At 40.9% G+C, this 26,431-nt stretch carries 23 protein-coding genes; 17 read left to right on the plus strand and 6 right to left on the minus strand.

The window, feature by feature from the left end; translation table 11 throughout:
- Positions 1–10: 10 nt before the first annotated feature.
- Complete coding sequence (gene pspF, locus BG00_RS08635; RefSeq protein WP_036981912.1) at positions 11–1,072, minus strand: phage shock protein operon transcriptional activator; 1,062 nt, start codon at positions 1,070–1,072, stop codon at positions 11–13.
- Positions 1,073–1,258: 186 nt separating this feature from the next.
- On the opposite strand from pspF, the gene pspA reads away from it, so the two are divergent.
- The 8 genes from pspA to BG00_RS08675 all read left to right on the plus strand — a co-directional run bounded on the left by pspA (position 1,259) and on the right by BG00_RS08675 (position 7,856).
- On the plus strand, positions 1,259–1,918 hold the full coding sequence (gene pspA / locus BG00_RS08640; protein WP_016899278.1) for a phage shock protein PspA: 660 nt from the start codon (positions 1,259–1,261) through the stop codon (positions 1,916–1,918).
- 66 nt (positions 1,919–1,984) lie between these two features.
- Positions 1,985–2,218 carry an envelope stress response membrane protein PspB gene (pspB, locus tag BG00_RS08645; protein WP_008111014.1) on the plus strand — a complete coding sequence of 78 codons (234 nt, stop codon included), beginning with the start codon at positions 1,985–1,987 and terminating at the stop codon, positions 2,216–2,218.
- Positions 2,215–2,613 (plus strand): envelope stress response membrane protein PspC, encoded by a 399-nt coding sequence (gene pspC, locus BG00_RS08650; protein ID WP_036981914.1) that lies wholly within the window; start codon positions 2,215–2,217, stop codon positions 2,611–2,613. The genes pspB and pspC overlap by 4 nt, the downstream gene beginning before the upstream one ends.
- Before the next feature lie 63 nt (positions 2,614–2,676).
- The gene (locus BG00_RS08655; protein ID WP_036981915.1) at positions 2,677–4,095 is read left to right on the plus strand and encodes a YcjX family GTP-binding protein; all 1,419 of its coding nucleotides are present in this window, start codon (positions 2,677–2,679) and stop codon (positions 4,093–4,095) included.
- On the plus strand, positions 4,092–5,120 hold the full coding sequence (locus BG00_RS08660) for a TIGR01620 family protein (protein ID WP_036981917.1): 1,029 nt from the start codon (positions 4,092–4,094) through the stop codon (positions 5,118–5,120). The genes BG00_RS08655 and BG00_RS08660 overlap by 4 nt, the downstream gene beginning before the upstream one ends.
- A gap of 135 nt (positions 5,121–5,255) precedes the next feature.
- Complete coding sequence (gene megL, locus BG00_RS08665; RefSeq protein ID WP_036981919.1) at positions 5,256–6,437, plus strand: methionine gamma-lyase; 1,182 nt, start codon at positions 5,256–5,258, stop codon at positions 6,435–6,437.
- Between the two features lie 238 nt (positions 6,438–6,675).
- Complete coding sequence (phhA, locus tag BG00_RS08670) at positions 6,676–7,473, plus strand: phenylalanine 4-monooxygenase (RefSeq protein ID WP_036981920.1); 798 nt, start codon at positions 6,676–6,678, stop codon at positions 7,471–7,473.
- A gap of 38 nt (positions 7,474–7,511) precedes the next feature.
- Complete coding sequence (locus tag BG00_RS08675; protein ID WP_013465435.1) at positions 7,512–7,856, plus strand: 4a-hydroxytetrahydrobiopterin dehydratase; 345 nt, start codon at positions 7,512–7,514, stop codon at positions 7,854–7,856.
- 85 nt (positions 7,857–7,941) lie between these two features.
- Here BG00_RS08675 and BG00_RS08680 read toward each other — a convergent pair whose 3' ends face one another.
- From BG00_RS08680 to map, 5 genes are all read right to left on the minus strand, one after another.
- A complete protein-coding gene (locus BG00_RS08680; protein ID WP_036981922.1) occupies positions 7,942–9,999 on the minus strand; it encodes a BCCT family transporter in 2,058 nt (685 codons plus the stop codon).
- A gap of 230 nt (positions 10,000–10,229) precedes the next feature.
- Positions 10,230–11,246: a tetratricopeptide repeat protein gene (locus tag BG00_RS08685; protein WP_036981924.1), complete on the minus strand. Its 1,017-nt coding sequence runs from the start codon at positions 11,244–11,246 to the stop codon at positions 10,230–10,232.
- Positions 11,247–11,521: 275 nt separating this feature from the next.
- A complete protein-coding gene (gene dapD / locus BG00_RS08690) occupies positions 11,522–12,349 on the minus strand; it encodes a 2,3,4,5-tetrahydropyridine-2,6-dicarboxylate N-succinyltransferase (protein WP_008467531.1) in 828 nt (275 codons plus the stop codon).
- A 9-nt stretch (positions 12,350–12,358) separates the two neighbouring features.
- A complete protein-coding gene (gene glnD / locus BG00_RS08695; RefSeq protein WP_036981926.1) occupies positions 12,359–14,977 on the minus strand; it encodes a [protein-PII] uridylyltransferase in 2,619 nt (872 codons plus the stop codon).
- A 168-nt stretch (positions 14,978–15,145) separates the two neighbouring features.
- Positions 15,146–15,931 carry a type I methionyl aminopeptidase gene (gene map, locus BG00_RS08700; RefSeq protein ID WP_008467527.1) on the minus strand — a complete coding sequence of 262 codons (786 nt, stop codon included), beginning with the start codon at positions 15,929–15,931 and terminating at the stop codon, positions 15,146–15,148.
- Positions 15,932–16,203: 272 nt separating this feature from the next.
- On the opposite strand from map, the gene rpsB reads away from it, so the two are divergent.
- The 9 genes from rpsB (at position 16,204) to bamA (ending at position 26,423) form a co-directional block, all read left to right on the plus strand.
- On the plus strand, positions 16,204–16,932 hold the full coding sequence (rpsB, locus tag BG00_RS08705) for a 30S ribosomal protein S2 (protein WP_024601804.1): 729 nt from the start codon (positions 16,204–16,206) through the stop codon (positions 16,930–16,932).
- A 104-nt stretch (positions 16,933–17,036) separates the two neighbouring features.
- On the plus strand, positions 17,037–17,888 hold the full coding sequence (tsf, locus tag BG00_RS08710; RefSeq protein WP_013465429.1) for a translation elongation factor Ts: 852 nt from the start codon (positions 17,037–17,039) through the stop codon (positions 17,886–17,888).
- Between the two features lie 158 nt (positions 17,889–18,046).
- Entirely contained in the window at positions 18,047–18,796 is a 750-nt protein-coding gene (pyrH, locus tag BG00_RS08715; protein WP_016899281.1) for a UMP kinase, read from the plus strand.
- 50 nt (positions 18,797–18,846) lie between these two features.
- Positions 18,847–19,368: a ribosome recycling factor gene (gene frr, locus BG00_RS08720; RefSeq protein ID WP_215908014.1), complete on the plus strand. Its 522-nt coding sequence runs from the start codon at positions 18,847–18,849 to the stop codon at positions 19,366–19,368.
- A gap of 256 nt (positions 19,369–19,624) precedes the next feature.
- The gene (locus tag BG00_RS08725; RefSeq protein ID WP_036981930.1) at positions 19,625–20,404 is read left to right on the plus strand and encodes an isoprenyl transferase; all 780 of its coding nucleotides are present in this window, start codon (positions 19,625–19,627) and stop codon (positions 20,402–20,404) included.
- 21 nt (positions 20,405–20,425) lie between these two features.
- Positions 20,426–21,292, plus strand: a complete 867-nt coding sequence (locus BG00_RS08730; protein ID WP_036981932.1) for a phosphatidate cytidylyltransferase — start codon at positions 20,426–20,428, stop codon at positions 21,290–21,292.
- Complete coding sequence (gene ispC / locus BG00_RS08735; RefSeq protein ID WP_036981934.1) at positions 21,289–22,491, plus strand: 1-deoxy-D-xylulose-5-phosphate reductoisomerase; 1,203 nt, start codon at positions 21,289–21,291, stop codon at positions 22,489–22,491. The genes BG00_RS08730 and ispC overlap by 4 nt, the downstream gene beginning before the upstream one ends.
- Before the next feature lies 1 nt (position 22,492).
- Positions 22,493–23,845, plus strand: coding sequence for a sigma E protease regulator RseP (gene rseP / locus BG00_RS08740; protein ID WP_036981936.1), 1,353 nt, complete (start codon positions 22,493–22,495; stop codon positions 23,843–23,845).
- A 106-nt stretch (positions 23,846–23,951) separates the two neighbouring features.
- The gene (gene bamA / locus BG00_RS08745; protein WP_036983418.1) at positions 23,952–26,423 is read left to right on the plus strand and encodes an outer membrane protein assembly factor BamA; all 2,472 of its coding nucleotides are present in this window, start codon (positions 23,952–23,954) and stop codon (positions 26,421–26,423) included.
- Positions 26,424–26,431 lie beyond the last annotated feature (8 nt).

The raw sequence follows: 26,431 nt of genomic DNA on the forward strand, positions 1-26,431 counted from the left end.
ACAACCTCTACTATTCCAGCAAATTGTATTTTTTCAAATAACCACGTAATTGATGATACGTTAAACCAAGTACTTCTGCAGTCTTCTTTTGATTAAATTGACTATGTTCTAATGCTTTTTTTATTAATGTGATCTCAAATTCATTAGAGAGTGTTTTTAAGTCACAAGGAAACTCAAGTTCTGCGTTACTTAAACTCGGTGTTACAGGCGCTTCTGTAGGCTGGGTGTTAACAACTTCATTTTGCACAGCAACAGGGGCTTGTGTATGTTTAATACGTGCTTTAGGTCTAAAGCGGCTTTCGAAAGGGTCTAAAATAATTTTATGCACAGGGATGTGTTCATTGCCGTGGCGATAAAGGCTTCGCTCCACCACATTTTTAAGCTCACGCACATTACCCGGCCACTCATAACTAAGTAAACTTTCTTGTGCATTACGAGTAAAACCACTAAATAGCTCCCACTCTAAGTCGCGTGCCATATTCATTGCAAATTGCTCAGCCAATAACATAATATCGTCTTGGCGTTCGCGCAGTGGCGGTAGAGTGATTACATCAAATGCGAGCCTATCGAGTAAATCGCTTCTAAATTCACCTTGCTGCGCTAAATGCGGTAAGTCTTCATTGGTCGCACAGACTAAGCGCGTATCTACTTTAACCGTTTGTTTGCCGCCAACACGCTCAAACTCACCATACTCTATTACCCTTAATAGCTTTTCTTGCACTAGGGCAGAAGTATTTGCCAACTCATCTAAAAATAAGGTGCCGCTATTAGCCCGCTCAAATCGGCCTTCATGACGTTTACTTGCGCCGGTAAATGCACCACTTTCATGGCCAAATAATTCACTTTCGAGTAGATTTTCGTTTAATGCCGCACAGTTGAGTTTGACGTAACTTTGATCCCAGCGCTTGGATAAAAAGTGTAAACGTGCTGCAATAAGCTCTTTACCGGTACCGCGTTCACCAATAATAAGTACGGGTTTATCTAGGTTTGCTAGCTGCGATACCTGATCAAGAACCGATAAAAAGCTGTCTGATTGGCCGAGCAAATTATCCTGTTGGCGATATTGACTCATATTTCCTAACTCTTAGTCATTTTTACTAACAGTTAGTGTATTTCATTATGATTAACAACAAAAGTAATTTGTAATTTGCATTTAACTATTTGAAATTTATTGCTATTTTAAAATTAAAAAAGTTGGCAAGCATATTGATACTAATAAAAGCAGACACATTTAGATTAAATAATAGAGGTATATGTTATGGGAATTTTTTCACGTTTTGCAGACATTGTTAATTCTAATATCAATGCCATTTTAGATAAAGCAGAAGACCCTGAAAAAATGGTTCGTCTTATTATCCAAGAGATGGAAGATACACTGGTAGAGGTCCGCTCTACATCAGCAAAAACACTCGCTGAGAAAAAAGAATTAGTACGTCGCGTAGATACACTAAAAGCCCAAGTAAACGATTGGCAAGACAAAGCCGAATTGGCACTGAGCAAAGATCGTGACGATCTAGCACGCTCAGCATTACTTGAAAAGCAAAAATCAGCCGACGCAGTTGCTGCGGTAGAAAGTGAACTTGACCATGTAGAGTCTCATATAGAGAAGCTACAACAAGAGGTAACTACGCTACAAGAAAAGCTAGCAGATGCTAAGGCACGTCAAAAAGCGATTATTTTACGTCAACGCTCGGCTGAGTCGCGCCTTGAAGTTAAAAAAGCGCTTGATAGTTCTAAAGTAGAGGATGCACTTAATCGCTTTGAACGTTACGAAACCAAAATTGATGGGCTAGAATCTCAAATAGAGTCTTATGATTTAGGTAAACAAACGTTAGCTGATGAAATTGCAGACTTACAAAAGAATGAAAAGATTGATGACGAGTTAGCTGAACTTAAAAAGAAACTCGCAAATAAATAAAACGATAATATCAGGGGCCACGTGCCCCTGACATCAACATAGAATATGGATTGTCAGGAGAGGATTATGTTTGATCCAGAGATACTAGTTGCCCCCTTTATCTTATTTATGATTTTTGTTGCGCCACTGTGGTTAATTTTACACTACCGTAGCAAAAAGCAAGTAAGCCAAGGGTTGAGTGAGCATGAGCATCGCCAATTATTGGAGCTTGCACAAAAAGCTGAAAAAATGGCTGATAGAGTAGAAACATTAGAAGCGTTGCTTGATCAAGAGTCACCTCAGTGGAGACAAAAAGTATGAACACTAAACGCGAATTATTAAGAGACCCACAACGCGGCAAAATAGCTGGCGTATGTGCCGGTTTAAGTGACTACTTTAATATGGAGTTATGGTTAGTTCGCATTATATTTGTTAGTGCGGTACTACTAACCGGTGGCCCATTATTTGTGGTAGCGTACATTGCAGCATGGTTTATTTTAGATAAAAAACCTGCTGCAACACATAAAACGCATTCAACTTATAGCGATGACCCACTGGAAGTTAAGTTTAAAGTATGGCAAAAGGGCGAGCCACCTCGTCGTGCATTACAAGACTTAAAAGAGCGTTTAACGCGTGTTGATGTTCGCTTACAAGAGATGGAACGTTACGTTACCTCAAGCGAATTTACGGTCAGTCGTGAAATTAATAAACTTTAAAGGATTGATAGGCACCTTGTTTGTAACGTGAACAATTACGGCAGATAGGGTGCAAAACACTTTATGAGCCAATCATTTGCAAAAAAGACCTTTAAAACCTTTAAAGGCAAAGCACAAAAAGCCCTGCACCGTAGTTTAGACCAACATGTTAAGCTTGCCGTAACTGGGTTGAGCGGCAGTGGTAAGACTGCGTTTATCAGTGCGTTAGTTAAGCACTTAACCTCTCAGGCGAATGACAACAACTTACCTTTTTTTGATGTGATGCGCAAGCATCGTCATATTGCCACTAAAATTGTGCCGCAAGAGGCATTAAACGTGCCCACCTTTGACTTTAACCGTGCAATAAATGCTTTACTGCCAATGGAAGGTGACCCTGCTTGGCCGGCGTCTACAGAGCGAATAAATACCCTGCGCTTAGCGATTAAATACCAAAGTAATGCGGGTCTGCGAGGTCATTTTTCACCGCAATCAACGTTATACCTTGATATTATTGACTATCCAGGTGAATGGCTGCTCGATTTACCTATGCTTGAACAAAGCTATACTGCGTGGTGTGAACAGCAATACCCATTATTAAATCAGTCTCCTCGCAGCGCTACCTCAGGCGATTTTTTACACGCCGTAGAGCAACTTGATTTACATGCCCCTGTGGATGAAAGTGAGCTTGCTAACATTGCACAACTTTATCAACGCATGCTGGTAGGGCTAAAAAAAGACACTAAACTTGCGATGCTACAACCAGGGCGAATGTTAATGCCAGGCGACTTGCAAGGTGCGCCGTTATTGTTATTTTTTCCAATTAATCCTGAAAAAATGAAAGACGATGTGGTGGCGGGTTCTAATTTAGCGCATTTAATTAAACGTTTTAACGCTTACGTGAAAGAAGTCGTTAAGCCATTTTATAATGAGCATTTTCGTCATTTTGACCGCCAAATTGTGTTGGTTGATGTACTCAGTGCATTAAATGAAGGCCATGAAACGTTGCATGAGCAAAGCCGTGTTATTAATCAATTGTTGGCCCATTTTAGTTATGGGGAGTCTGGCTTTTTTAAACGTTTATTCAAACCGAATATTGATAAAATATTGTTTGCTGCTAATAAGTCAGATCACATCAGCGCTAAGCATCATAAAGCGTTAGCCTTGTTACTAGACTCGCTGGTTAAAGAGCAAAGTAATCATTTAAAGTTTGATGGTGTACAAATTGAAACTATGGCTATGTCATCAATTACCGCAACCCAGCCTCGCCAAGTGGTTGATAAAGGTCAAACTCTTGATTGCGTTTACGGTAAACCTTTAAATGAGGATGAGTGGCTGACTTATTTACCACCAGAGCCGCCAAGTAGAATGCTTAATAAAAGTGAGTGGCCAGCGCAAGGGTTTGAATTTTTGTCATTTTCGCCGATGCCAAGCCCCGACAAACAACTTAAACATATTCGATTAGATCATGTGATGCAGTACCTGCTAGGAGATAAATTAACATGAGTGAGTCAACGCAACAGTTTCAAGCAGGGCGTCGTATTAGTGCACCAAGTATTGAGCAAAACGAGCCTGCGTTAACATCCGCTAAAATTATTGAACACGGACAAAGTGATTACACCTCTGAGGTTGAGGATGATGCGCTTGAGCCTGAAGTTGATTTAGATCCGGTGTATAAAAAGTCAAAATGGCAAACGCTAAAAGGCTTGTTTGCGCTCAGCTTTATTATTTTAGTACTGCTAGAGTTTGGGTTTTCTATTGTGCTTGCTTATCAGCAATCGCTTATTTTGGGCAGTGTTTATTTAACCGCTGTGGTAAGCGGTGTGTTATTAATAACAAGATTGTTATGGCGAGAATATCTGATGTTGCGCAGTTTAAAGCGTAATCAGCTGCATCGCCATGAAGCCGATAGGCTATTAAACAGTGAGCAAGTGGGTGGTGCACTCCCTTGGCTTGAAAAATTGAACAAGCACCAGCAGTTAGACAATTTTGAAAACTTTAAAAACCAAGTTGCTACGCACCATAGTGATAAAGAAATAATGACACTTTACGCTAATAGCCTACTGGTAAGGCAAGACACCCAAGCTAAAAAGCTTATAAACCGCTTTGCAACAGAGTCAGCCTTATTAGTCGCATTAAGCCCTCTTGCGCTGGTGGATATGATGGCGGTGCTTTGGCGCGGTACAAAATTAATCGAGCAAATAGGTAAAATTTATGGCATTGGTTTTGGTTACGCCAGTCGCATTAAGCTCTACCGAATGCTGTTAAAGCAAGTCATGTTTGTAGGCAGTGCAGAGCTTGTATCTGATTTAGCGGCCACAGCATTTAGTGCTGAGCTATTAGGCAAACTTTCAGGGCGAGCCGCGCAAGGCGTCAGTGCGGGTATATTTACAGCTCGTATAGGCTATAAAGCCATGGAATTAAGCCGACCCTTACCGCGTCTTGAAAATAAACGCAGCTTGTTAAAAGGCACTGTTCAAGGGATCGTGAGTAAAATTATGAGTCGCACTAAGAGAGCCGAGAGTAAATAGTTGGCAATATTTGTGTACAGCTTTTTGAGTGAAGTTTGCACAAATAGCCATCTGAGCATCCGGCATGCTTGTGATTTAAAGTGCGGTGCGTTTTATTTATGTAATTGACACACATAATAAAAACGAGAGCACACAATGAGCAAGCATCATCCACACACCCAATGTATTCATGGCCCACAAAAAGCCAATGATCCACATGGCGCATTAACCTCGCCATTATACCAAACATCGACATTTCATTTTGAAAATGCTGCGCAGGGTGCTGCACGGTTTGCTGGCGATGAGCCAGGTTATATTTATACGCGTTTGGGTAACCCTACCACCACTGAACTTGAACAAAAAGTGGCGCAATTAGAGGGCTGTGAGGCTGCAGCGGCAACGGCTACAGGTATGGGGGCGGTATCAGCTTCGGTACTGAGCTTTTTATCACAAGGCGATCACTTAGTAGCATCGAGTGCGCTTTATGGTTGCACCTTTGCTTTTTTTGCGCATATGTTGCCGCGTTGGGGCATTGAAGTCACCTTTGTGGATATGACCAATGAAGATGAGTTACGTGCTGCAATAAAGCCAAACTCAAAAATGATATTTGCAGAAACCCCGATAAACCCAACGATGGCTGTTATTGATTTAGCACTTATTGGTGATATAGCAAAACAGCATAATTTAATAAGTGTGGTCGACAATACCTTCTTAACGCCGCTGCTACAGTCACCTAAACAATACGGCATCGATATTATTATGCACAGTGCTACCAAGTATTTAAATGGTCACGGCGACGTAGTCGCAGGTATTGTGTGTGGATCCCTTGAGCACATTACACATATTAAAATGACGGTGTTAAAAGATATTGGCGCGACGATTAGCCCACACGATGCATGGTTAATTAACCGAGGCTTAAAAACATTAGCTATACGGGTAGAGCGTCATTGTCAGAGTGCGCAAACGATTGCTGAATATTTAGAGGCTCACCCTCAAGTGAGTAAAGTGTACTATCCTGGACTGAAGTCGCACCCAGGTCATCGGTTTATTGGTAAGCAAATGAAAGCTGCTGGCGGTGTTATTGCTTTTGAAATTAAAGGGAGTTTAACCGACGGTGAGCAGTTTATTGATAGCATGAAGCTATGTACTTTAGCGGTTAGCTTAGGCGATGCCGAAACACTTATTCAACACCCTGCATCGATGACCCATTCGCCTTACACGCCCGAAGAAAGATTAGCAGCCGGAATTAGTGATGGTTTAATTCGCTTATCTGTTGGGCTTGAAGATGTTAACGATATTATTAACGATCTCAACCAAGCATTTACTAAAATATCGTAAGGTGTAGCTTATTGTTTACAGAAATTTCGATCTGTAAGTACTGTTAAATGTGGGGTGTGTTTTTATCTTTGCTTTGGTGTAATTATAAATTTACGATCTGTGCGATCTGCGAAAGTATTGATCTGAGTCAAGCTATTAAACTTTTGTTCACTTTTGCATAGTATGGCTACATCGAATAGCCGAGCACGTGGCTATTATTTTGACACCGATTTAGGGTTTAAACCCAAAGAAGGTATTTATGGCTAAAGCAAGTAATTACACCTCCAAAACACCAGATGAAAATGGCGTTATACATTGGAGCGATGAAGAAAATAAAATTTGGTCTGAGCTTGTAGCACGCCAACTTGCGTGCATTGAAGGCAAAGCCTGTGATGAGTACATGGAAGGGTTGAAAAAAATCAACCTGCCTCATGACCGTATCCCACAGCTTAGTGAGCTAAACGAAGTCCTATTAGCAACCACAGGTTGGCAAGTTGCACCTGTGCCTGCACTTATCGATTTTGATGAGTTTTTTAGGTTACTCGCTAACAAGCAATTTCCTGTAGCGACCTTTATTCGTAGCCGTGAAGAATTTGACTATTTACAAGAGCCCGATATTTTTCATGAGATATTTGGTCACTGTGCCATGCTAACCAATCCTGACTTTGCTGAATTTACCCATAAGTATGGGCAACTAGGTTACGCGGCAGAGAAAAAAGATCGCGTTTATTTAGCACGCATGTACTGGTTTACCGTTGAGTTTGGTTTGATGCAAACCGAAAAAGGATTACGTATTTACGGCGGTGGTATTTTATCAAGCCCAGGGGAAACCCAATACGTGTATTCAGATACACCAGAGATAAACTCAATGAATGTATTAGATGTACTGCGTACACCGTACCGTATAGATATTATGCAACCATTGTATTATACGATTAATTCGATTCATGATCTGTTTGAAATATCGCAAATGGATATAATGACTTTAGTTGAGCAAGCTAAGGCGCTTGGTTTACATGAGCCGAAATTTCCCCCAAAAGAAAAATTAGCTAGTTAGTTTTTTAATAAAAGTAACACTAGAATTAAGGATTTAAAATGTCTTCATTAAGTGAACAAAAATGTGAAGCCTGTCATGCAGATGCACCAAAAGTATCTGATGCAGAATTGGCTGAATTAATTAAAAAAATCCCTGATTGGGTGCCGGAAGTACGCGACGGTATTATGCAATTAGAGCGCGTTTATAAGTTTAAAAACTTTAAGCAGGCTATTGCATTTACTAATAAAGTTGGCGATATGGCTGAAGACGAAGGCCATCACCCTGGTCTATTAACCGAATGGGGTAAAGTAACTGTTACTTGGTGGAGCCATTCAATTAAAGGTTTGCATAAAAACGATTTTATTTGTGCTGCTAAAACAGATGACGTATTTAACGCCCTGTAATTAATTATATTTGAGTAAATAAAAAGGCACTTTACAGTGCCTTTTTTATTTTTAATTACCGTTTTACCAATATTGACTGCATCCGTTAAGCTTTATCGGTATTTAACATGTCATCATGTTCGGCCATATCCCAAGGAAGTTCGCCTGGGCTATTACCTAGAAAGTGTAAGTAGTTCTCAAACTGATCAAGAATATCTTTCACAATATCATCTTCACTGTAGCCATAAACATCGTATGATAGACCACCACGACGTAAAAACACGTCGGCCTTATAGTACATTTCATTATTATCATTATTATCATTATTATCATTATTATCATTATTTGGCCGCAGCTCTGAGTAAGCAAAGCTCGGCATAGGGTGCTCGGTAAGGCGAATATCATAAACAAAATCCACATGCTCATGACGTAGTACAGTTAAATGAGCGCGTCCTAAATCAGTATCAAATTCGACCACGGCATGCCATTGTCGAGATTTCAATTCTGCTTGTACGGCTTTCATTGCCTCAACTACTACACTGCCAATAAAAGCATGTACTTTTTCTTTATTAGGGTAATTAACCATAGCCGCTAAACGGCGTTTCCAATGGGATAGATCGATATTACGACCATTAAGTGAATGTGCTTGTAGACTGGTATCGCGATGGCCTTCAATTTTTAGAGCTCGCCAAAGCCCGGCAGTGGCAATTAACATAATAACAGCAAAGGGTAAGGCACTGGCTATGGTCATGGTTTGCAGTGCACTAAGTCCGCCTGCCACTAATAAGACAGCCGCCACAGCACCTTCTTGTACCGCCCAAAACACGCGTTGCCAAGCCGGCGTATTGATATTTCCACCAGAGGCGAGTGAATCAATGACTAAAGAGCCTGAATCAGATGATGTAACAAAAAAAGTTATGATCAGAATTACGGTGAGCAGTGAAATGAAAAATGATAGTGGTAACACTTCAAATAATTGAAATAACGCCACGGCATGATTTGCTTGTACATCACCAATGAGCGTATCAAAGCCTTCATTCATTATTAAATTCAGTGCTGTATCGCCAAACACTGAGAACCATAAAAAAGTAAAAATAGTAGGAACTAACATTACGCCAACAACAAATTGTCTGATGGTTCTGCCGCGGCTAATTTTTGCGATAAACATCCCGACAAACGGCGCCCACGCAATCGTCCAGCCAAATATAAATAAAGTCCAGTTACCAATCCAATCACTGCGACTATAAGCTTGTAAATTAAAAGTACGCTCAACAATACCGCTTAGGTAGCTGCCGGTATTTTGTAAAAATGATTCTAAGATGTGAATAGTTGGGCCAATGAAAAACACAAAAGCCATTAGTGAAACCGCTAAGGTCATATTCACAATTGATAATCTCTTAACCCCTTTATCCATACCAGCAACTACTGAGAGCGTAGCTGCGGCAGTAATAACGGCAATGGTCGTAATTTGCACTGTGGTATTAATAGGGATGTTTGGCCATAAGTAATGTAGGCCTGCATTTATTTGGGTCACCGAAAGCCCTAGTGTAGTAGCAATACCAAATAAAGTACCTAATATGGCAAATACATCCACAGTATGGCCGATTGGGCCATAAATTTTATCGCCAATAAGTGGATACAAGGCAGAGCGAATAGACAGTGGTAAGCCATGGCGAAATGCAAAATAAGCAAGCACTAAACCAACAATTCCATAGATAGCCCAAATATGAAATCCCCAATGGAAAAAGGCAATTTGCATTGCCTGCTTGGCGGCATCAACGGTTTCAGCCGCCCCCGATGGCGGGGATGCGTAATGCAGCACAGGTTCAGCAACACCAAAGTAAAGCAGTGCCACGCCATAACCGGCAGAAAAGAGCATGGCAAACCATTCACCAAAGCTGTATTGTGGCTGTGCATGATCGGGGCCTAATTTTATATTCCCCCAACTAGAAGCCGCGACCGAGACAATAAATACCAAGAAAATAGCGACAGACAACATATAAAACCAGCCAAAGGTTTCTGTTATCCACGCAAGGGCAACACTAAATGCCTGACCAGCGAGTTCAGGGTTACTACTTGTACCAATTACCAAAAGTAGAATAATAAATACTGCAGGCAAAAATACGGGTAGCAAAATGGTTGAGCGTAAAGCAGTTTTTGTCATATTAATCCTTAATATTAATTGCTAACTTTCAAGTATGCCTAACTACCTTATTATAAATTCACTATGGTTGGCTAATTTTGCAGCTTAAAAACGACACTTTTTTAAATTAAAGTTAATATTTACAGCAGATTGGTTTTAAAAAAGAAAGTAAGTGAAATTTGATATAGGAGTGTTAATGCCGCTGTTTTAGAGGGGGATAGACTTTTACATGCTAAGGGCTAAATCGAGTCTTAGCGTTTCCAATCACATTGCTTTACCAGCTCAAACCAAGGGCTGGTAAAGTCCTTAGCGACAATAGAAGCGGGTAAGGTTACAGCTACATCTAGTTTGTTGGCTAAATAGCGCGCGACCAGTAGTTTCATTTTATCACTTTCTAATTGCTCATAAGCTGTTTGTAACTGTTGTTTGTCTTTTTGGCTTATAAAACCACCGGTCAAATTTTTGTAGCCTATTTCAAGCCAAAGAAGTAATGCTTGTTTTGCTTCGTTGGGAAAGGCATGGGTTAATGTGGCTGTTGGGCTATAGAGTCGCTCAAAGTTAATTTGCTGCTCTTGAATCAAAAAAACCATTAATAAATTAAGTCCGGTTGAGATTTGCCCCGCGCGTTTATCAATGTTTTGGTTATTACTTAATGCACTTCTAAAATAGCGCTCAGCTTCGGGTATGTTGCCCTCATCTAGGGCTAAATAACCTAAGTTACTCTCTATCAATGCGGTTACATTGGGAAGCTGTAATTGTGTGGTGATTTTATGGCTACCAAGGTACAAGGCACGCGCTTTTGCAAAGTCATCTTGCGAGCGAGCAACCAATGCTATGCTGTTGGTGAGTGTTAGCCGTTGACGATCGTTTTGCGCATATTTGTAAGCACATTTAAATGAATATTGGGCATCGTCTAAATATTCTGCATGGCGAAGCCATATTCCCAAGGCACTCATAATGGTGGTCAGCTTTTGTTTGAAATAGTCAGTTTGATGATGCTGAAATATTGCTTCAATCGATGTATAAAGCTTGTCATAGTGACTTGTAGGTACTGCTGTACGGGCATAGATAAGGTGCCAGCGAATAAATAATTCTGGCGGCATGAGTTGTAACCCTGTGAGGTTTTCTAAAATAGTAATAGATTGAGCTGGATTAACAGTAAGATAATCTTCGGCTTCGTCTAATTTTTTTTCAAAGGTATTGAAGTCATTAGCAAAGAGGTGTTTTGAACATAATAATATCAACCAACTTATTACAAAAAGCCGCAACAACGTAACCTCGACAATCGAACTATGCGTCAATTCATTATAGTTGTAGGCATCTAACAAAGCAACGCCATTAAAGGGTGCAGGTTTGTGAGAAAGTATTTTAAAATCACTAAAAAAGCCCTAAAGCTATACAAGCTTAGGGCTTTTTCTGTATGTAATTAAATTTTAGCGAATACACATTAACTTAATGTGTCGTTGGGTTTCGTTTTATTCAACCCAACCTACGTTTAACATCAACCTGCTTAGCGCTAACAGCTAAAAACTTACAGCTGCTCTTAATCATCAATCGAGCGCAGTAGGGCATTAATGCCCACTTTTTCGCGAGTTTGTTTGTCTACTTTTTTCACAATAATAGCCGCATACAAGCTATGGCTGCCATCTTTTGAAGGTAGAGCACCTGGAACCACAACTGCGCCGGCAGGTACGCGGCCATAGTGAATTTCACCGGTTTCACGGTCGTAAATACGGGTACTTTGGCTGATGTAAACACCCATTGAAATAACGGCGCCTTCTTCAACAATTACGCCTTCAACAATTTCTGAACGTGCGCCAATAAAACAGTTGTCTTCAATGATGGTAGGATTTGCTTGTAACGGCTCTAAAACGCCGCCTATGCCTACGCCGCCAGATAAGTGTACGTTCTTACCAATTTGAGCACATGAGCCCACTGTCGCCCATGTATCAACCATGGTGCCATCGTCAACAAATGCACCGATGTTTACGTACGATGGCATTAATACGACATTTTTACCTACAAAGCTGCCTTTACGAGCAACGGCGTTGGGTACGACACGCATGCCGCCTTGCTGAAATTGCTCGGGCGTGTAGTCGCTAAATTTAAGCGGTACTTTATCGTAAAATTGATTTACGCCGTCGTTCATTGGCTGGTTTTCACGAATTCTAAATGAAAGTAGTACTGCTTTTTTAAGCCACTGGTGAACAACCCATTCGCCTGAAATTTTCTCTGCAACGCGAGCAGCGCCGCTATCTAATAGCTCAAGCGCATCTATAATCGCTTGTTTAACATCGCTTGATACTGTAGCAGGGCTAATGCTGTCGCGGTTATCCCACGCATTTTCAATCATGGTTTTTAAATCTGACATAGTGTCCTCTTATTCAATTTCGGCGTTGAGTTTTTTACGTAATGCCTGATGAATTTTTGCTTGCTCTTCATCAGTCAGCGCTTGATATTCGTTATTTGATACCACAAAGAAATCTTCTGCACGTTCGCCTACCGTGGTAATACGTGCGGCATGTATGTGGAGTAAGTAAGCTTGAAAAACCTCGGCTATTTTAGTTAATAGTCCAGGTATATCAACCGCTTGAATTTCTATTAAGCTACGATCCTTACGAGGATGCGGGCGCAGTACAATTTTAGGTTTAATATTAAAGTCTTTAAAACGCTGTGATCGGCTCTTTTTAAAGCGTATTTTTTTACGTGGATCATTAAGCGCTTGCTCTAATCCGCGTTTAATCGATTGTGCGCGGCTACTGGCAATCGGCTCGCCGTTAACTTCTAAAATAACAAAGTTGAACAGTACGTAGCCATCTTTGGTGGTCAGTACTTGGGCGTGCTGAATTTGCGCTTTTTTAGAGCCAATAACACTAACCAGTCGAGCAAAGAGCGCACCTGAATAGGGGCTATAAGCAAACACTTGGGTACCGCCATGCATCGCTTTATTAGAAACGATAACACTGGGCTGGCTTAAATCAGTGCACTTGAGTAAGTGCTCAGTATGCCAAGAAATTTGTTGCTCACTAAAAGCGGTAAAGTAATTTGCTTTAAAACGGCTCCAAATTAAGTCAATTTGCTCCTCGTGATAATGCAAATTAAGCAGGCGTTGCTTAGCTTGGTGCTTTTTATCACGAATTTGGTCGCGTTGATCCATCGGGTTTTCAAGCCCAAGGCGCAAGGCGCGCTGTGTGTGCAAATAAAGCTCGCGCAGCAGCGTGTTTTTCCAGTCATTCCATAGGTTGTCATTGGTGGCTCGAATATCAGCCACGGTTAAACAATAGAGGTAATCGAGTTGGCGTTCGGTTTTTACTCGCGATGCAAAATCTTTTATTACATCGGGGTCGTTAATATCTTTACGTTGCGCAGTTACCGACATAAGTAAGTGGTTGCTTACCAACCACGCTATGAGCTTACCATCTGAAGAAGCAAAACCATGCAGCTTTGAAAACGTTATGGCATCAACAGCGCCCAGCTCTGAGTGATCTCCTCCTCGCCCCTTAGCAATATCATGAAAAATACCAGCCAAATACAGTAATTCGGGTTTATCCATGCGCGTGACTATTTCACTGCAAATTGGAAATTCACTAATGCTGGTTTTATCGAAGTATTGGTAAATATTATTAATTAATTTATGGGTATGTTCATCTACGGTATAGGCATGAAACAAATCAAACTGCATTTGGCCAAAAATATTGCGCCACTGCGGAAGGTAAGCTGCAATCATGCCGTGCTTATGCATTAGCGTAAACGCACGGCCCATGCCGTTAGGGTGCTTTATAATACGTAAAAAAGCTTCGCGGCACGCGGCATAATCTTGTAAGTCACCTAATAAGCGACGACGTACTTGGCGGATAGTTCGAATAGTGCTTGGGTATATATGGGTAATTTCTGGATGATCAGCAATGTGCTCAAATAATACAAAAAGTTGGTCACGCCTAAAAAATACTGACGGACTTTTTACCCGAATTTGATGGCCAACGCGTTCAAAATTACGATCAAGTTCTTCAACAGTGGCTTGGCTACTGTCTGGTGAAATACTTTGCTCAAAGTACGAAAGTAGCATTTGATTAAGTTCACGAACCCGGCTCATTATTCTGAACAAGCGTTTCATCATGCGCTCAACAGAGGCTTTTCCATCACTACCAAAACCCAAAATTTCAGCCGCTTGCGGTTGGTGATCGAATAATAAACGGTTTTCTGAGCGACCTGCGGCTAAATGCAAAGCAAAGCGAATATTCCATAAATTTTCAAGGCACTCTAACAGTTCTTGGTATTCTTCGTGAGTTAGGTAGCCGTGATTTATCAGCTCTTGAAGGGTTTCGGCTCTAAAGTGTTTTTTTGCAACCCAAATAATGGTTTGTAAGTCGCGCAGCCCGCCTGGATTTTCTTTTATATTAGGCTCTAAATTATAAGCCGTACCATGACATTTTTTGTGGCGTAAATTTTGCTCTTGTACTTTTGCAACAAAGAACTCTCCAGAGCCCCATACAGGCCTTTCGATGAGGTGACTTTTGAGCTTTTCGAATTCAATATGGTTGCCGAAAATTAATCGGCTTTCTAGTAGGCTGGTGGCAAAGGTAACATCTTCACGTTTTTGCTCTATGGCTTGTTCAATGGTGCGTACACTGTGACCTATTTCTAAATTAAGATCCCACAGCATAGTGACAAACTGGCCAATTTTTTCGCAAATATCGTCATTGGGTTGCTGGGTAACAAGCAGTAAAAAGTCAATGTCGGAGTAGGGATGAAGTTCACCGCGACCATAACCTCCTACAGCAATTAAAGCGAGATCTGGCTCGTGGGCTAAATCGAAAACATGAAAGAGTTTAATCAGTAACCGGTCTATAAATTCTGCACGGGCGTTTATTAGATTACCAACGGGTTGTTTTGAGAATTCATTATGCAACCATTTATAAAAATAGGCAGAGCAATCGCGGTATTCGCTAAGTTGCTGAGCATCATTGAGCAACTTTTTTACTTTGTTAGGTAATGCCACTTAGGCTGGCTCCTATATATGGACTGCATTATAAGTCTTGGATTAAGTTATTTTTATACTGTGTTTACTGCAAAGGGAATAAATCATGATATTTCCCTTTGCAGCAAACCACTTAATCTGTGAACAGGCTAAAGCCTGCTTAGTATCATGATTAAGCGCACACTAAGATTAGTGCTCGATGATTCTATCGATAGTATCATCTGATCGTAGTGTTAAAATTTCAACACCATTTTCAGTTACCAGTAAGGTATGTTCCCACTGAGCTGATAAACTACGGTCTTTTGTTACCACAGTCCAGTCGTCTTTTAGTAATTTACATTGGCGTTTGCCTGCATTGACCATGGGCTCGATTGTTAAACACATACCGGCTTTTAATGTTTCGCCTGTACCTGGTTTTCCGTAGTGCATTACCTGTGGTTCTTCATGAAATTCACTGCCAATACCGTGCCCGCAGTATTCACGTACGATAGAGTAATTAAAGCTCTCTGCATATTTTTGAATAGCTGCACCAATATCACCAAGGCGAACACCCGGTTTTACCATTTTAATGGCAAGGTAAAGGCTTTCTTGAGTCACTTCTGCAAGGCGTTTGCCTTGAATGTTAGGTGTGCCAACATGGAACATTTTTGAAGTATCACCATGGTAACCATCTTTAATAACAGTAATGTCAATATTGACACTGTCACCGTCTTTTAATGCTTTGTCGTTCGGAATTCCGTGACAAATTACATGATTTACCGAGGTACAAATTGATTTTGGAAAACCATGATAATTAAGAGGAGCAGGAACGGCATCTTGCACATTAACAATATAATCATGACAAATTGTATTTAGCTCATCGGTGGTGATACCTGGTACCACATGTGGTTCGATCATTTCTAGCACATCAGCAGCCAAACGGCCGGCTACACGCATTTTCTCGATTTCTTCAGGGGTCTTAATCACAGCGCTCATTGAGGCTCCAAAGTTGCGTTTTTAGATGATTATCGTCGCACAATTTTTGCACGAGACGTTGAGTATTTAATTTTAATATGGTATAAAGCGCGCCGTCTTTTTACAAATAAATTCTTAAATGATTTTTTGTATTTAAGGCAAACACAATTTTATTTTAACACACACACGTATCGTCACATACACTTGGGTGCATTTCAGTTTCATTTAACTGCGGTGTTGGTGCTATGGGATATGTGGAGGCCTAACCCTAAACAACTTAGAGGATTTACAAAATGGCAAACGTTTCAATGCGCGATATGCTTCAAGCTGGTGTTCACTTTGGTCACCAAGCACGTTACTGGAACCCTAAGATGAAGCCTTTCATCTTCGGCGCACGTAACCGTGTACATATCATCAACCTTGAGCAAACTGTACCAATGTTCAACACTGCACTTAAGTTTTTATCTAGTGCTGCTGCAAACAAAGGTAAAGTTCTTTTCGTTGGTACTAAGCGCGCAGCAAGCGAAGCAGTAAAAGAAGCTGCTTTACAAAGCGATCAATTCTTCGTTAACCACCGTTGGTTAGGCGGCATGTTGACTAACTGGAAAACAGTTCGTCAATCAATCAAGCGTCTTAAAGACCTTGAAGCTCAAAGCCAAGACGGTACTTTCGAGAAGTTAACTAAGAAAGAAGCGTTAATGCTTACTCGTGAAATGGACAAGCTTGAAAAAAGCCTTGGTGGTATTAAAAACATGGGTGGCCTTCCAGACGCTATCTTTGTAATCGATGCTGACCACGAGCACATTGCTATCCGTGAAGCTAACAACCTAGGTATCCCAGTTGTTGCAATCGTTGATACTAACTCTAACCCAGACGGTGTTGATTACATCGTACCTGGTAACGATGATGCTATCCGTGCAATCAACCTTTACACTAGTGCTGTTGCAGCTGCGATCACTGAAGGCCGTGAGAGTAACATCGTTGCTCAAGCTGAAAAAGATGACTTCGTAGAAGCTGAGTAATTAGCTGTCATCAAGTCTTCATCTTCTAAAGGTGAAGACTTGCTATTCTTGTGGAGCGGGTAACCCGCTTATCTAAACCTGATTTCAGATTTGAGGATTTACTAATGGCTGTAACTACTGCCCTAGTTAAAGAATTACGCGAGCGTACTGGCGCTGGCATGATGGATTGTAAAAAAGCGTTAACTGAGACTGATGGTGACATCGAGTTAGCGATTGAAAACATGCGTAAGAGCGGTGCTGCAAAGGCTGCTAAAAAAGCAGGTAACATCGCTGCTGAAGGTACTATCATCATCAAGCAAAACGCGGGTGTTGCAGTACTTGTAGAAGTTAACTGTCAAACTGACTTCGTAGCTAAAGATGCAAGCTTCTTAGCGTTTGCTAATAAAGTTGCAGATGCTGCTATTGCTGACACTTCATCTATCGAAGACTTACAAGCTAAGTTTGAAGAAGATCGTGTTGAGCTAGTAACTAAAATTGGTGAAAACATCAATGTACGTCGTCTTCAGTACATCACTGGTGAGCAACTAGTTGAGTACCGTCACGGCGAGCGTATTGGTGTTGTTGTTGCAGGTGTTGCTGATGAAGAAACACTTAAGCACGTTGCAATGCACGTTGCTGCTTCAAACCCAGACTACCTAACGCCAGATGATGTACCTGCTGATGTTGTTGAAAAAGAAAAGCAAGTACAAATCGACATCGCGATGAATGAAGGCAAGCCTGCTGAAATCGCTGAGAAGATGGTTGTTGGTCGTATGAAAAAATTCACTGGTGAGGTTTCTCTTACTGGTCAAGCTTTCATCATGGAACCTAAAAAGTCTGTTGGCGAAATTCTTAAAGAGAAAAACGCAACAGTTACTGGCTTTGTACGTATGGAAGTTGGTGCAGGTATCGAGAAGAAAGAAGAAGATTTTGCTGCTGAAGTTGCTGCTCAAATTGCAGCTGCTAAAGCTAAGTAAGATTAGCTATTTGTGATGCCAAAGGAAAATACATGCAATTAAAGTACTATTTGCTTTTGCGTCACGCTTAGAAATTCTTTAAAATAACCGCGCTTTTATGTTTAACATAAGCGCGGTTATTTTTTATCCATAATTCAATAAAAGTTGGCCCCAAAACTATGACTATCAATCGCAAACCTATTTTTAGACGTGTTCTTCTCAAATTAAGTGGTGAAGCTTTAATGGGAGACGAAGGCTTCGGCATCGACCCTAAAGTTTTAGATCGTATGGCACAAGAAATTAAAGAGCTCGTAGAACTCGACGTAGAAGTGGGTTTAGTTATTGGTGGCGGTAACTTTTTACGTGGTGGCTCACTAGCCGAAGCGGGTATGAACCGCGTTGTTGGCGACCACATGGGAATGCTTGCAACTGTCATGAATGGTCTTGCTATGCGTGATGCGTTGCACCGTGCATTTGTAAATTGCCGTTTAATGTCAGCCATTCCTTTAAATGGCGTATGTGATGCGTATAACTGGGCAGAAGCCATTAGCTTATTAAAAACAGGTCGTGTTGTTATTTTTGCAGCCGGTACGGGTAACCCGTTCTTCACAACTGACTCTGCAGCGTGTTTACGTGGCATTGAAATTGAAGCTGACACAGTAATTAAAGCAACCAAAGTAGATGGTGTATTTAGCGATGATCCGGTTAAAAACCCAGATGCGACACTTTACCGTCACTTAAGCTACAATGAAATTATTGATAAAGAACTAAAAGTAATGGATTTAGCGGCATTTACATTAGCTCGCGACCATAATATGCCATTGAGCGTATTTAATATGAATAAATCAGGCGCATTAAAACGCGTAATAATGGGTGAAGAAGAAGGAACCCTTATTTCTTCACAAGCCTCAGATGAAGTTAGTAACTAGATTAGGATTAAACCGTGATTAACGATATTCAAAAAGATGCGCAAGCGCGCATGCAAAAAAGTGTAGCAGCACTTGGTAGTCAATTATCTAAAATTCGTACTGGCCGTGCTCATCCTGCAATTTTAGACGGCATCATGGTGTCGTACTACGGCGCACCAACACCGTTAAACCAAGTTGCAAATGTAACAATTGAAGACTCACGTACATTGGCTATTGGTGTATTTGATAAGTCATTAGCGCAAGCTGTTGAAAAAGCCATTATGGCATCTGACCTTGGTTTAAATCCAATGTCTGCAGGTACAGTGATCCGTGTACCACTTCCTCCATTGACTGAAGAACGTCGTAAAGATTTAATTAAAATCGTACGTGGTGAAGTAGAAAGCGGTCGTGTTGCCATTCGTAACATTCGTCGTGATGCAAATGGCGATATTAAAAACTTATTAAAAGATAAAGACATCTCTGAAGATGAAGCGCGTCAAGCTGAAGATGCTATCCAAAAAATCACTGATAAGTTTATCAAAGAAATGGATACGCAACTAACAGCGAAAGAAGCTGAGTTGATGGAAATCTAATTGCTAATCTAGGCTCGGATTAACAGCTTTACTAAAGTAACTAAGTCGTTGTTTATATGCCTTCGCACTTAACTCTAATTGTTTGATTTTAAAGGGTAGCAGATTGTGTTTACTCTTTACTATTGGCTCGATGATCAGTAAATACAAGGTTGTTAGCTGTATAATTATTTGCTTTATGTAGATTTATTATCACGGGTACAGGTTAAAATTATTAGTTTTGAAACGCCGTCTGGGGTATACTAGGCGGCGTTTTTTTATGGAATACACAAAATTTATGGTTCTAGACGCTGATACAATTTCACAGCAATGTTTACCTAAACATGTTGCCATCATCATGGATGGGAACGGGCGTTGGGCACAAGCTAGAAATAGACCTCGTGTATATGGGCATAAAAAAGGCGTGGATGCAGTTCGTCAATCCGTGCAGTTTTGTACTAAATTAGGAATACAATCGTTAACCTTATTTGCTTTTAGTAGTGAAAACTGGCGCCGCCCTGAAGACGAAGTAAATACACTTATGGAGCTTTTTTTATTTGTACTGAGTAAAGAAGTTAAAAAGCTACAAAAAAATAACGTAAAACTAACCATCATTGGAGATTTATCTCGATTCTCTGAAAGCTTGCGCGCTAAAGTACATACAGCTCAAGAACTAACAGCGAACAATACCGGGCTGCACTTAAATGTTGCGGCAAATTACGGTGGTCGCTGGGATATGACTCACGCTGCTAAGCAAGTTGCTTTACAAGTAGCGAATGGAGAAATTGACCCAGCAGATATTACAGAAGAACATATTGCACAGCATATGAGTATGGCAGATCAAGCTCAGCCTGATTTATTGATCCGTACCGGCGGCGATGTCAGAATTAGTAACTTTTTACTTTGGCAGGCAGCCTACGCTGAACTTTATTTCACAAATACACTTTGGCCTGATTTTAATGAAGCTGCTTTTGCAGAGGCCATTGCATGTTACGTTGCCAGAGAGCGACGTTTTGGTTGCACGGGCGAACAAATAAAACAATTACTCGCTCAAACCTAAAATAGATTAAGGGTCATCATTTTGTTAAAACAACGTATTTTAACCTCACTAGTGCTAGCGCCATTAGCACTGGCTTTGGTTTTTTACACCCCACTAACGTTATTTAGTTATTTTGCGGGTGCTATTGTATTAATGGGCGCGTGGGAGTGGTCTGCCTTTATGGGACTATGCGATAAGCTAAAACGTGGCGCCTTTGTATTATTAGTGGCAGTATTACTAGGGTTACTCAATTTGCATTGGCCTATAGAGACTCTATGGCAAAATGGTCAACTTGTAGGCGATGCTAATTACTTATTTACCTTGTCGTTTTCTTGGTGGTTGGTAGCCAGTTATTTAGTGTGGCGTTACCCTGCTATGGCCAAAGGGTGGAACGAAGGGCTTGTGATGCGCGGCATTGCTGGTTTGTTGACCTTAGTACCGCTATGGCTTGCACTTAACACACTGCGTAGTGCGCAATATACGGAATCTACTCACTATGGCTCTGTGCTTATTTTAGTTGTATTAGGCATTGTATGGAGTGCCGATATAGGCGCTTACTTTACAGGTAAAAGTTTTGGTAAACATAAGTTAATGCCTAAAGTTAGTCCAAATAAAACCATAGAAGGCCTCGCAGGTGGCGTGGTTGCTGCGGTGTTATTTGTACTGGCTTTTTGTTATTACACTAACGTTGATACCTCTGTATGGCCTATTTATGCAGTTATGACAGCGTTTATTGCCTTGTTTTCTGCGGTAGGTGATTTACTTGAGAGTATGTTTAAGCGCGAAGCGGGACTTAAAGATAGCGGCAGTTGCTTACCAGGTCACGGTGGTATTTTAGACCGTATTGATAGTTTAACTGCGGCAGCACCGATGTTTGTTATTTGCTTTGCTTGGACGCTTAGCTTATGAGTGCTGTGCAACAACTGGTTATTTTGGGTGCGACGGGGTCGATAGGTCTTAGCACGTTAGATGTTGTTGCAAGAAACCAACAGCAATTTAAAGTTTTTGCATTGACCGCAGGACAAAATGCAAAAAAAATGGCTGAACTGTGTATAGCTCACCAGCCTCGTTATGCTGTAATGGCATCTGAATTGGCGGCTAAGCAGCTTTCTGCGCTTTTAAAGCATGAGAGTAAAACACAAGTAATGCATGGCGAGAAAGCCATGAGTGAGCTCTGTGCTCATGGTGATGTTGATACGGTTATGTCAGCGATTGTCGGTGCAGCCGGATTACTCCCTACCTTGAGCGCTGTTGAAGCGGGCAAAAAAGTATTGCTTGCCAACAAAGAGTCACTGGTGATGTCGGGTCAGTTATTCATTGATAAAGTTAAAAAGCATCAAGCAACTTTATTACCCATCGACAGCGAACATAATGCTATTTTTCAGTGTTTACCTGGTGCGTTACAAAATACCCAAGGTGAAGCAAAACTTGAGCATCATGGGGTTAGCAAAATTTTACTAACCGGTTCTGGTGGCCCATTTTTAAACCGTGATATTAATACGCTTGATAGCGTTAGCGTCAATGAAGCGGTTGCTCACCCTAATTGGTCTATGGGGCAAAAAATATCGGTAGACTCAGCTACAATGATGAACAAAGGCTTAGAGTTTATTGAGGCAAAATGGTTATTTAACTGTGATGCAAGCGATATTGATGTGGTGATTCATCCTCAAAGTATTATCCATTCTATGGTGCAATACCAAGATGGCTCTATTTTAGCGCAAATGGGTAACCCTGATATGCGCACCCCGATAGCACATGCACTTGCCTTTCCACAGCGAATTGATGCGGGTGTTAAACCATTAAACTTTTCTGATATTTGTGATTTTTCGTTCACCAAACCTGATTTCTCGCGCTACCCTAATTTAAAATTGGCAATTGCCGCGTGTGATGCGGGACAGGGCGCAACCACTACGGTGAATGCTGCTAATGAAATGGCTGTAAATGCATTTTTGCAGGGGCAAATTAGTTTTACTGATATTTATAAAGTGAATGCGAAAACGTTAGAGGCAGCAAAGTTTACCAATGTGCAAACGCTCGATGAAATTTTAGAGTGTGATCGTTTAGCACGTTTGAGCGCAGCGCAGTTTATAACCAAAGTGGTGCATTAAAATGTTCGATTTTTTTTGGAATTTAGGCTCGTTTATACTCGCACTCGGTATTCTAGTGACCGTTCATGAATATGGTCATTTCTGGGTGGCACGTAAGGCGGGCGTTAAAGTACTGCGCTTTTCAATTGGTTTTGGTAAACCCTTACTAAAATGGTACGACAAATACAATACTGAATACGTGATTGCGGCAATCCCACTCGGTGGTTACGTAAAAATGTTAGACGAGCGTGTTGATGAAGTACCCGAAAATCAACGTCATTTATCGTTTAATGCTAAATCAGTTCAAGCCCGCATAGCCATTGTGGCAGCAGGGCCGATGGCGAACTTTTTGTTCGCTATTTTTGCTTTAGCGGCCATGTACATGGTAGGTGTGCAAACCATAAAACCTGTTGTGGGTAGTGTTGTTGAAGGCAGCCGAGCTGAACAGGCCGGTATTATGCCAACCCAACAAATTATTAAAATTGGTGATGACGACATAAGTAATTGGCAAGATGCGACCTTTTCTTTGATGTCTCATTTAGGTGATAAAAGCGTTGCCGTAACCTTACGTAACGAAAATTATCAGCAAACAGTGCAAACACTTAACCTAGATGGTTGGAAGCTTGATCAACAAGATGTACCGCCGCTCAGTTCGTTAGGTATTGTACCGTTTCGTCCTCAGGCAACCTTAGTTATTGCCGCTATTACTAAAAACTCAGCTGCTGAACAGGCTAATTTACAGGTTAACGACGTTATTTTAGCTGTGAATGGTGAAACAATGAGCGGTTGGCAGCAATTAGTTAATCTTATTACTCAATCGGCTAACAAATCCTTACAATTTAGTGTAAAAAGACAAGATAGTATAAAAACAATAACAGTTACTCCAAAGCGCCGGGTCGTCAGTAATGGCATAGAGCAAGGCTTTTTGGGTGTTGCTCCCGTTGTAGAGCAGTGGCCTGATGATTTTGTAGAGACTAGACATTATGGGCCACTAGATAGTATTGTGCTGGGCACAAAAGAAACATGGCGTTTAATTACGCTGAGCTTTGACATGATAGGTAACTTAATAACAGGCCAAGTGTCGGTTAAAAACCTAAGTGGACCCGTCGGCATAGCCGTAGGCGCCGGCACCAGTGTTAGTTATGGGTTAGTCGCATTTTTAAGCTTTTTAGCTTTGATAAGCGTTAACTTGGGAGTATTTAATTTACTTCCTCTGCCAGTGCTTGATGGTGGGCACTTAATGTATTACATAATTGAACTTTTTCGTAAAAAGCCAGTCTCTGAAAAGACACAAGAGTTTGGTTTTAAAGTGGGAGCCTTGCTACTCATTTTTCTAACATGTTTCGCTTTGTTCAATGATGTATCCCGCTTGTAGTTATGTAAGCGTGGTAACGACAAATTAGAACACGATTGTAAAGCTCGTAAATATTTAATTTCCGATGCTAAGCGGTAATACAGTTGTAAAGGATAAAGATAATAAAATGGCTATAAAAAAACATTTGGTAGTTTCAAGTTTATTGGGTGCAAGCTTTGCAGCCCTAGGCCAAAGCTCCTTTATTGTTGAAGATTTAAAAGTTGAGGGATTGCAACGTGTTGCACTTGGTGCTGCATTAACGCATATTCCTATTAACGTGGGGGACAATGTTGATGAATATACAATTTCAAAAACAATTAAGTCACTTTATCGCTCTGGTCACTTTGACAATATAAAAGCGTTACGCGATGGTAATAGCGTTATTTTTAAAGTAACTGAACGTCCAACCATTAGCTTTATTGAATTTGAAGGCAATAAAGACATAAAAGATGAGCAGTTAAATCAGTCACTCGATCAACAAGATATTCGCCAAGGCGAGCAGCTTGATAAAACGGTAATCGATAACATCGAAAAAGGCCTGATTGAATTTTTTCACAGTATTGGTAAATACAATGCAAAAGTGGAGATCAGTGTCACTAAATTACCACGTAATCGCGTTAAATTAAGACTTGAGTTTGACGAAGGCGATGCAGCCTCGATTCGTCAAATTAACTTAGTGGGTAATGAGCTTTTCTCAAACGAAGAATTATTGCAACTAGTTGAGTCGCAGCAAGACTTACCATGGTGGCAGTTTATGGGTAGCGACCGCTATCAAAAACAAACCATTGAAGGCGATTTAGAGAAAATTCGTAGCTTTTATTTAGACCGTGGTTATTTGCGTTTTAATATTGATTCAACTCAAGTATCAGTGAGTCCTGAGCGTGAATCGGTTTATGTAACGGCAAATATCACCGAAGGTGTAAAATACAAAGTGAAAGGCTTTGATTTTATCGGTGATTTACTCGGCCGAGAAGAACTAATAAAAAGTGTTATTCCACTTCGTACCGGAGAGCTCTATAATGGCTCGGTGGTGACTTCTTCAGAAGAGTTTATAAAAAGTTACTTAGCTCGTTTTGGATATGCTAACGCTGAAGTACGCACCATTCCAGAAATTGATGACGAAAACCAAGAAGTACAACTAACTTTGTCAGTTGACCCTGGAAAACGTGTTTATGTTCGTCGAATTATTGTAGGTGGTAACCAAAATACAGCTGATGAAGTACTACGTCGTGAAATGACACAGCTTGAAGGTGCATGGCTATCTAACCAAAACCTTGAGCGTTCTAAATTGCAAATTCAACGCTTACCTTATATGGAAACTGTTGACTTTAACGTAGTGCCTGTTCCAGGTGTAGATGACCAAGTAGATGTTGATTTTACTGTTAAAGAGCAATCTGCGGGCAGCTTCAATGCCGGTCTTGCTTATGGTTCGTACCTAGGTCTGCAATTTAATATTGGTGTAACTGAATCTAACTTTTTAGGCACAGGTAACCAAATTGGTTTTAACATTAATACCTCGCGTGGCTCTGAGCGTGTCAGTGTGTCGTACACAGACCCTTACTTTACGCCAGATGGCGTATCGCAAGGCAGCAGCGTTTTTTACAGTAACTACGATGCTAGCCAGTTTAGCTTGATTGACTATAAGTCAAAAAGTTATGGCCTTGGGACAAACATTGGTTTTCCAATTGATGCCATTAACCGTATTAACTTTGGGGTTCGTTGGATAGAAGAAGAACTATCAGATATCGCTGAATATGAGCAAACACGTGTATTACGTGAAACCTTCCTCGATCCAGAGAACCCTGATGCGGGCTTTGAGTTTACCAAGTATGAGTTAAGTGTAGGTTGGTCGCGTGTAACGGTAAACCGTGGTTTATTCCCAACCGCTGGCTCAAGACAAACATTAAACCTAACAGCAACAACGCCGAATTCAGATTTAAAATACTTTAAATTAAATTACGATTCACGTTTTTACTGGCCGATTTCAAACGATCATCGTTGGGTGTTCTCAACGCGTGCGGCATTAGGTTACGGTAATGGTTATGGCTCTACTAACGGGTATGAGCAGACGCTGCCATTCCAAGAGTATTTCCGTATTACAGAAATGGAACTACGTGGCTTTGATAGAAATACTATCTTACCGCGTGCAGTATCACGAGTACCGCAATCTATACCAGGCACGCCATCGGGTGATGGTACAACCACAGGTAATATTGGTGGGGCGTCAGAGTTTGACGTGCTAATACCACAAGGTCGTATTGGTGGTAATGCTAAAGCAGTGGCAGGTATGGAGCTTATTGTTCCTACACCGTTCTTAGATGAAGAAAATACCAGTTCGGTGCGTACGAGTTTCTTTGTTGACGCTGCCAATGTATGGGATACCGAATTCAGTGTTGATCGCTATCAAAACTTAGGTATTGATGAGCGTGCAAAATTAGATGATTATTCAGATCCAATGCGCTTTAGGGTTGCAACCGGTTTATCATTACAGTGGATCTCACCTATGGGTCCTATGCTGATCAGCTTTGCGTATCCGTTGCAAAAAGAAGAAGATGACGATACCAAGACCATCAGTTTTAATATTAGTAACACTTTCTAAAGGAGTTT

Origin of the sequence: Pseudoalteromonas sp. SCSIO_11900 (assembly GCF_000576475.1) — a bacterium.
Classification (GTDB): domain Bacteria; phylum Pseudomonadota; class Gammaproteobacteria; order Enterobacterales; family Alteromonadaceae; genus Pseudoalteromonas; species Pseudoalteromonas tetraodonis.

Bases quoted from the DNA above. Each gene is read 5' to 3' on its own strand.
- pspF (WP_036981912.1), bottom strand. From the start codon at position 1,072: ATGAGTCAATATCGCCAACAGGATAATTTGCTCGGCCAATCAGACAGC.
- pspA (WP_016899278.1), top strand. From the start codon at position 1,259: ATGGGAATTTTTTCACGTTTTGCAGACATTGTTAATTCTAATATCAAT.
- pspB (WP_008111014.1), top strand. From the start codon at position 1,985: ATGTTTGATCCAGAGATACTAGTTGCCCCCTTTATCTTATTTATGATT.
- pspC (WP_036981914.1), top strand. From the start codon at position 2,215: ATGAACACTAAACGCGAATTATTAAGAGACCCACAACGCGGCAAAATA.
- BG00_RS08655 (WP_036981915.1), top strand. From the start codon at position 2,677: ATGAGCCAATCATTTGCAAAAAAGACCTTTAAAACCTTTAAAGGCAAA.
- BG00_RS08660 (WP_036981917.1), top strand. From the start codon at position 4,092: ATGAGTGAGTCAACGCAACAGTTTCAAGCAGGGCGTCGTATTAGTGCA.
- megL (WP_036981919.1), top strand. From the start codon at position 5,256: ATGAGCAAGCATCATCCACACACCCAATGTATTCATGGCCCACAAAAA.
- phhA (WP_036981920.1), top strand. From the start codon at position 6,676: ATGGCTAAAGCAAGTAATTACACCTCCAAAACACCAGATGAAAATGGC.
- BG00_RS08675 (WP_013465435.1), top strand. From the start codon at position 7,512: ATGTCTTCATTAAGTGAACAAAAATGTGAAGCCTGTCATGCAGATGCA.
- BG00_RS08680 (WP_036981922.1), bottom strand. From the start codon at position 9,999: ATGACAAAAACTGCTTTACGCTCAACCATTTTGCTACCCGTATTTTTG.
- dapD (WP_008467531.1), bottom strand. From the start codon at position 12,349: ATGTCAGATTTAAAAACCATGATTGAAAATGCGTGGGATAACCGCGAC.
- map (WP_008467527.1), bottom strand. From the start codon at position 15,931: ATGAGCGCTGTGATTAAGACCCCTGAAGAAATCGAGAAAATGCGTGTA.
- rpsB (WP_024601804.1), top strand. From the start codon at position 16,204: ATGGCAAACGTTTCAATGCGCGATATGCTTCAAGCTGGTGTTCACTTT.
- tsf (WP_013465429.1), top strand. From the start codon at position 17,037: ATGGCTGTAACTACTGCCCTAGTTAAAGAATTACGCGAGCGTACTGGC.
- pyrH (WP_016899281.1), top strand. From the start codon at position 18,047: ATGACTATCAATCGCAAACCTATTTTTAGACGTGTTCTTCTCAAATTA.
- frr (WP_215908014.1), top strand. From the start codon at position 18,847: ATGCAAAAAAGTGTAGCAGCACTTGGTAGTCAATTATCTAAAATTCGT.
- BG00_RS08725 (WP_036981930.1), top strand. From the start codon at position 19,625: ATGGAATACACAAAATTTATGGTTCTAGACGCTGATACAATTTCACAG.
- ispC (WP_036981934.1), top strand. From the start codon at position 21,289: ATGAGTGCTGTGCAACAACTGGTTATTTTGGGTGCGACGGGGTCGATA.
- rseP (WP_036981936.1), top strand. From the start codon at position 22,493: ATGTTCGATTTTTTTTGGAATTTAGGCTCGTTTATACTCGCACTCGGT.
- bamA (WP_036983418.1), top strand. From the start codon at position 23,952: ATGGCTATAAAAAAACATTTGGTAGTTTCAAGTTTATTGGGTGCAAGC.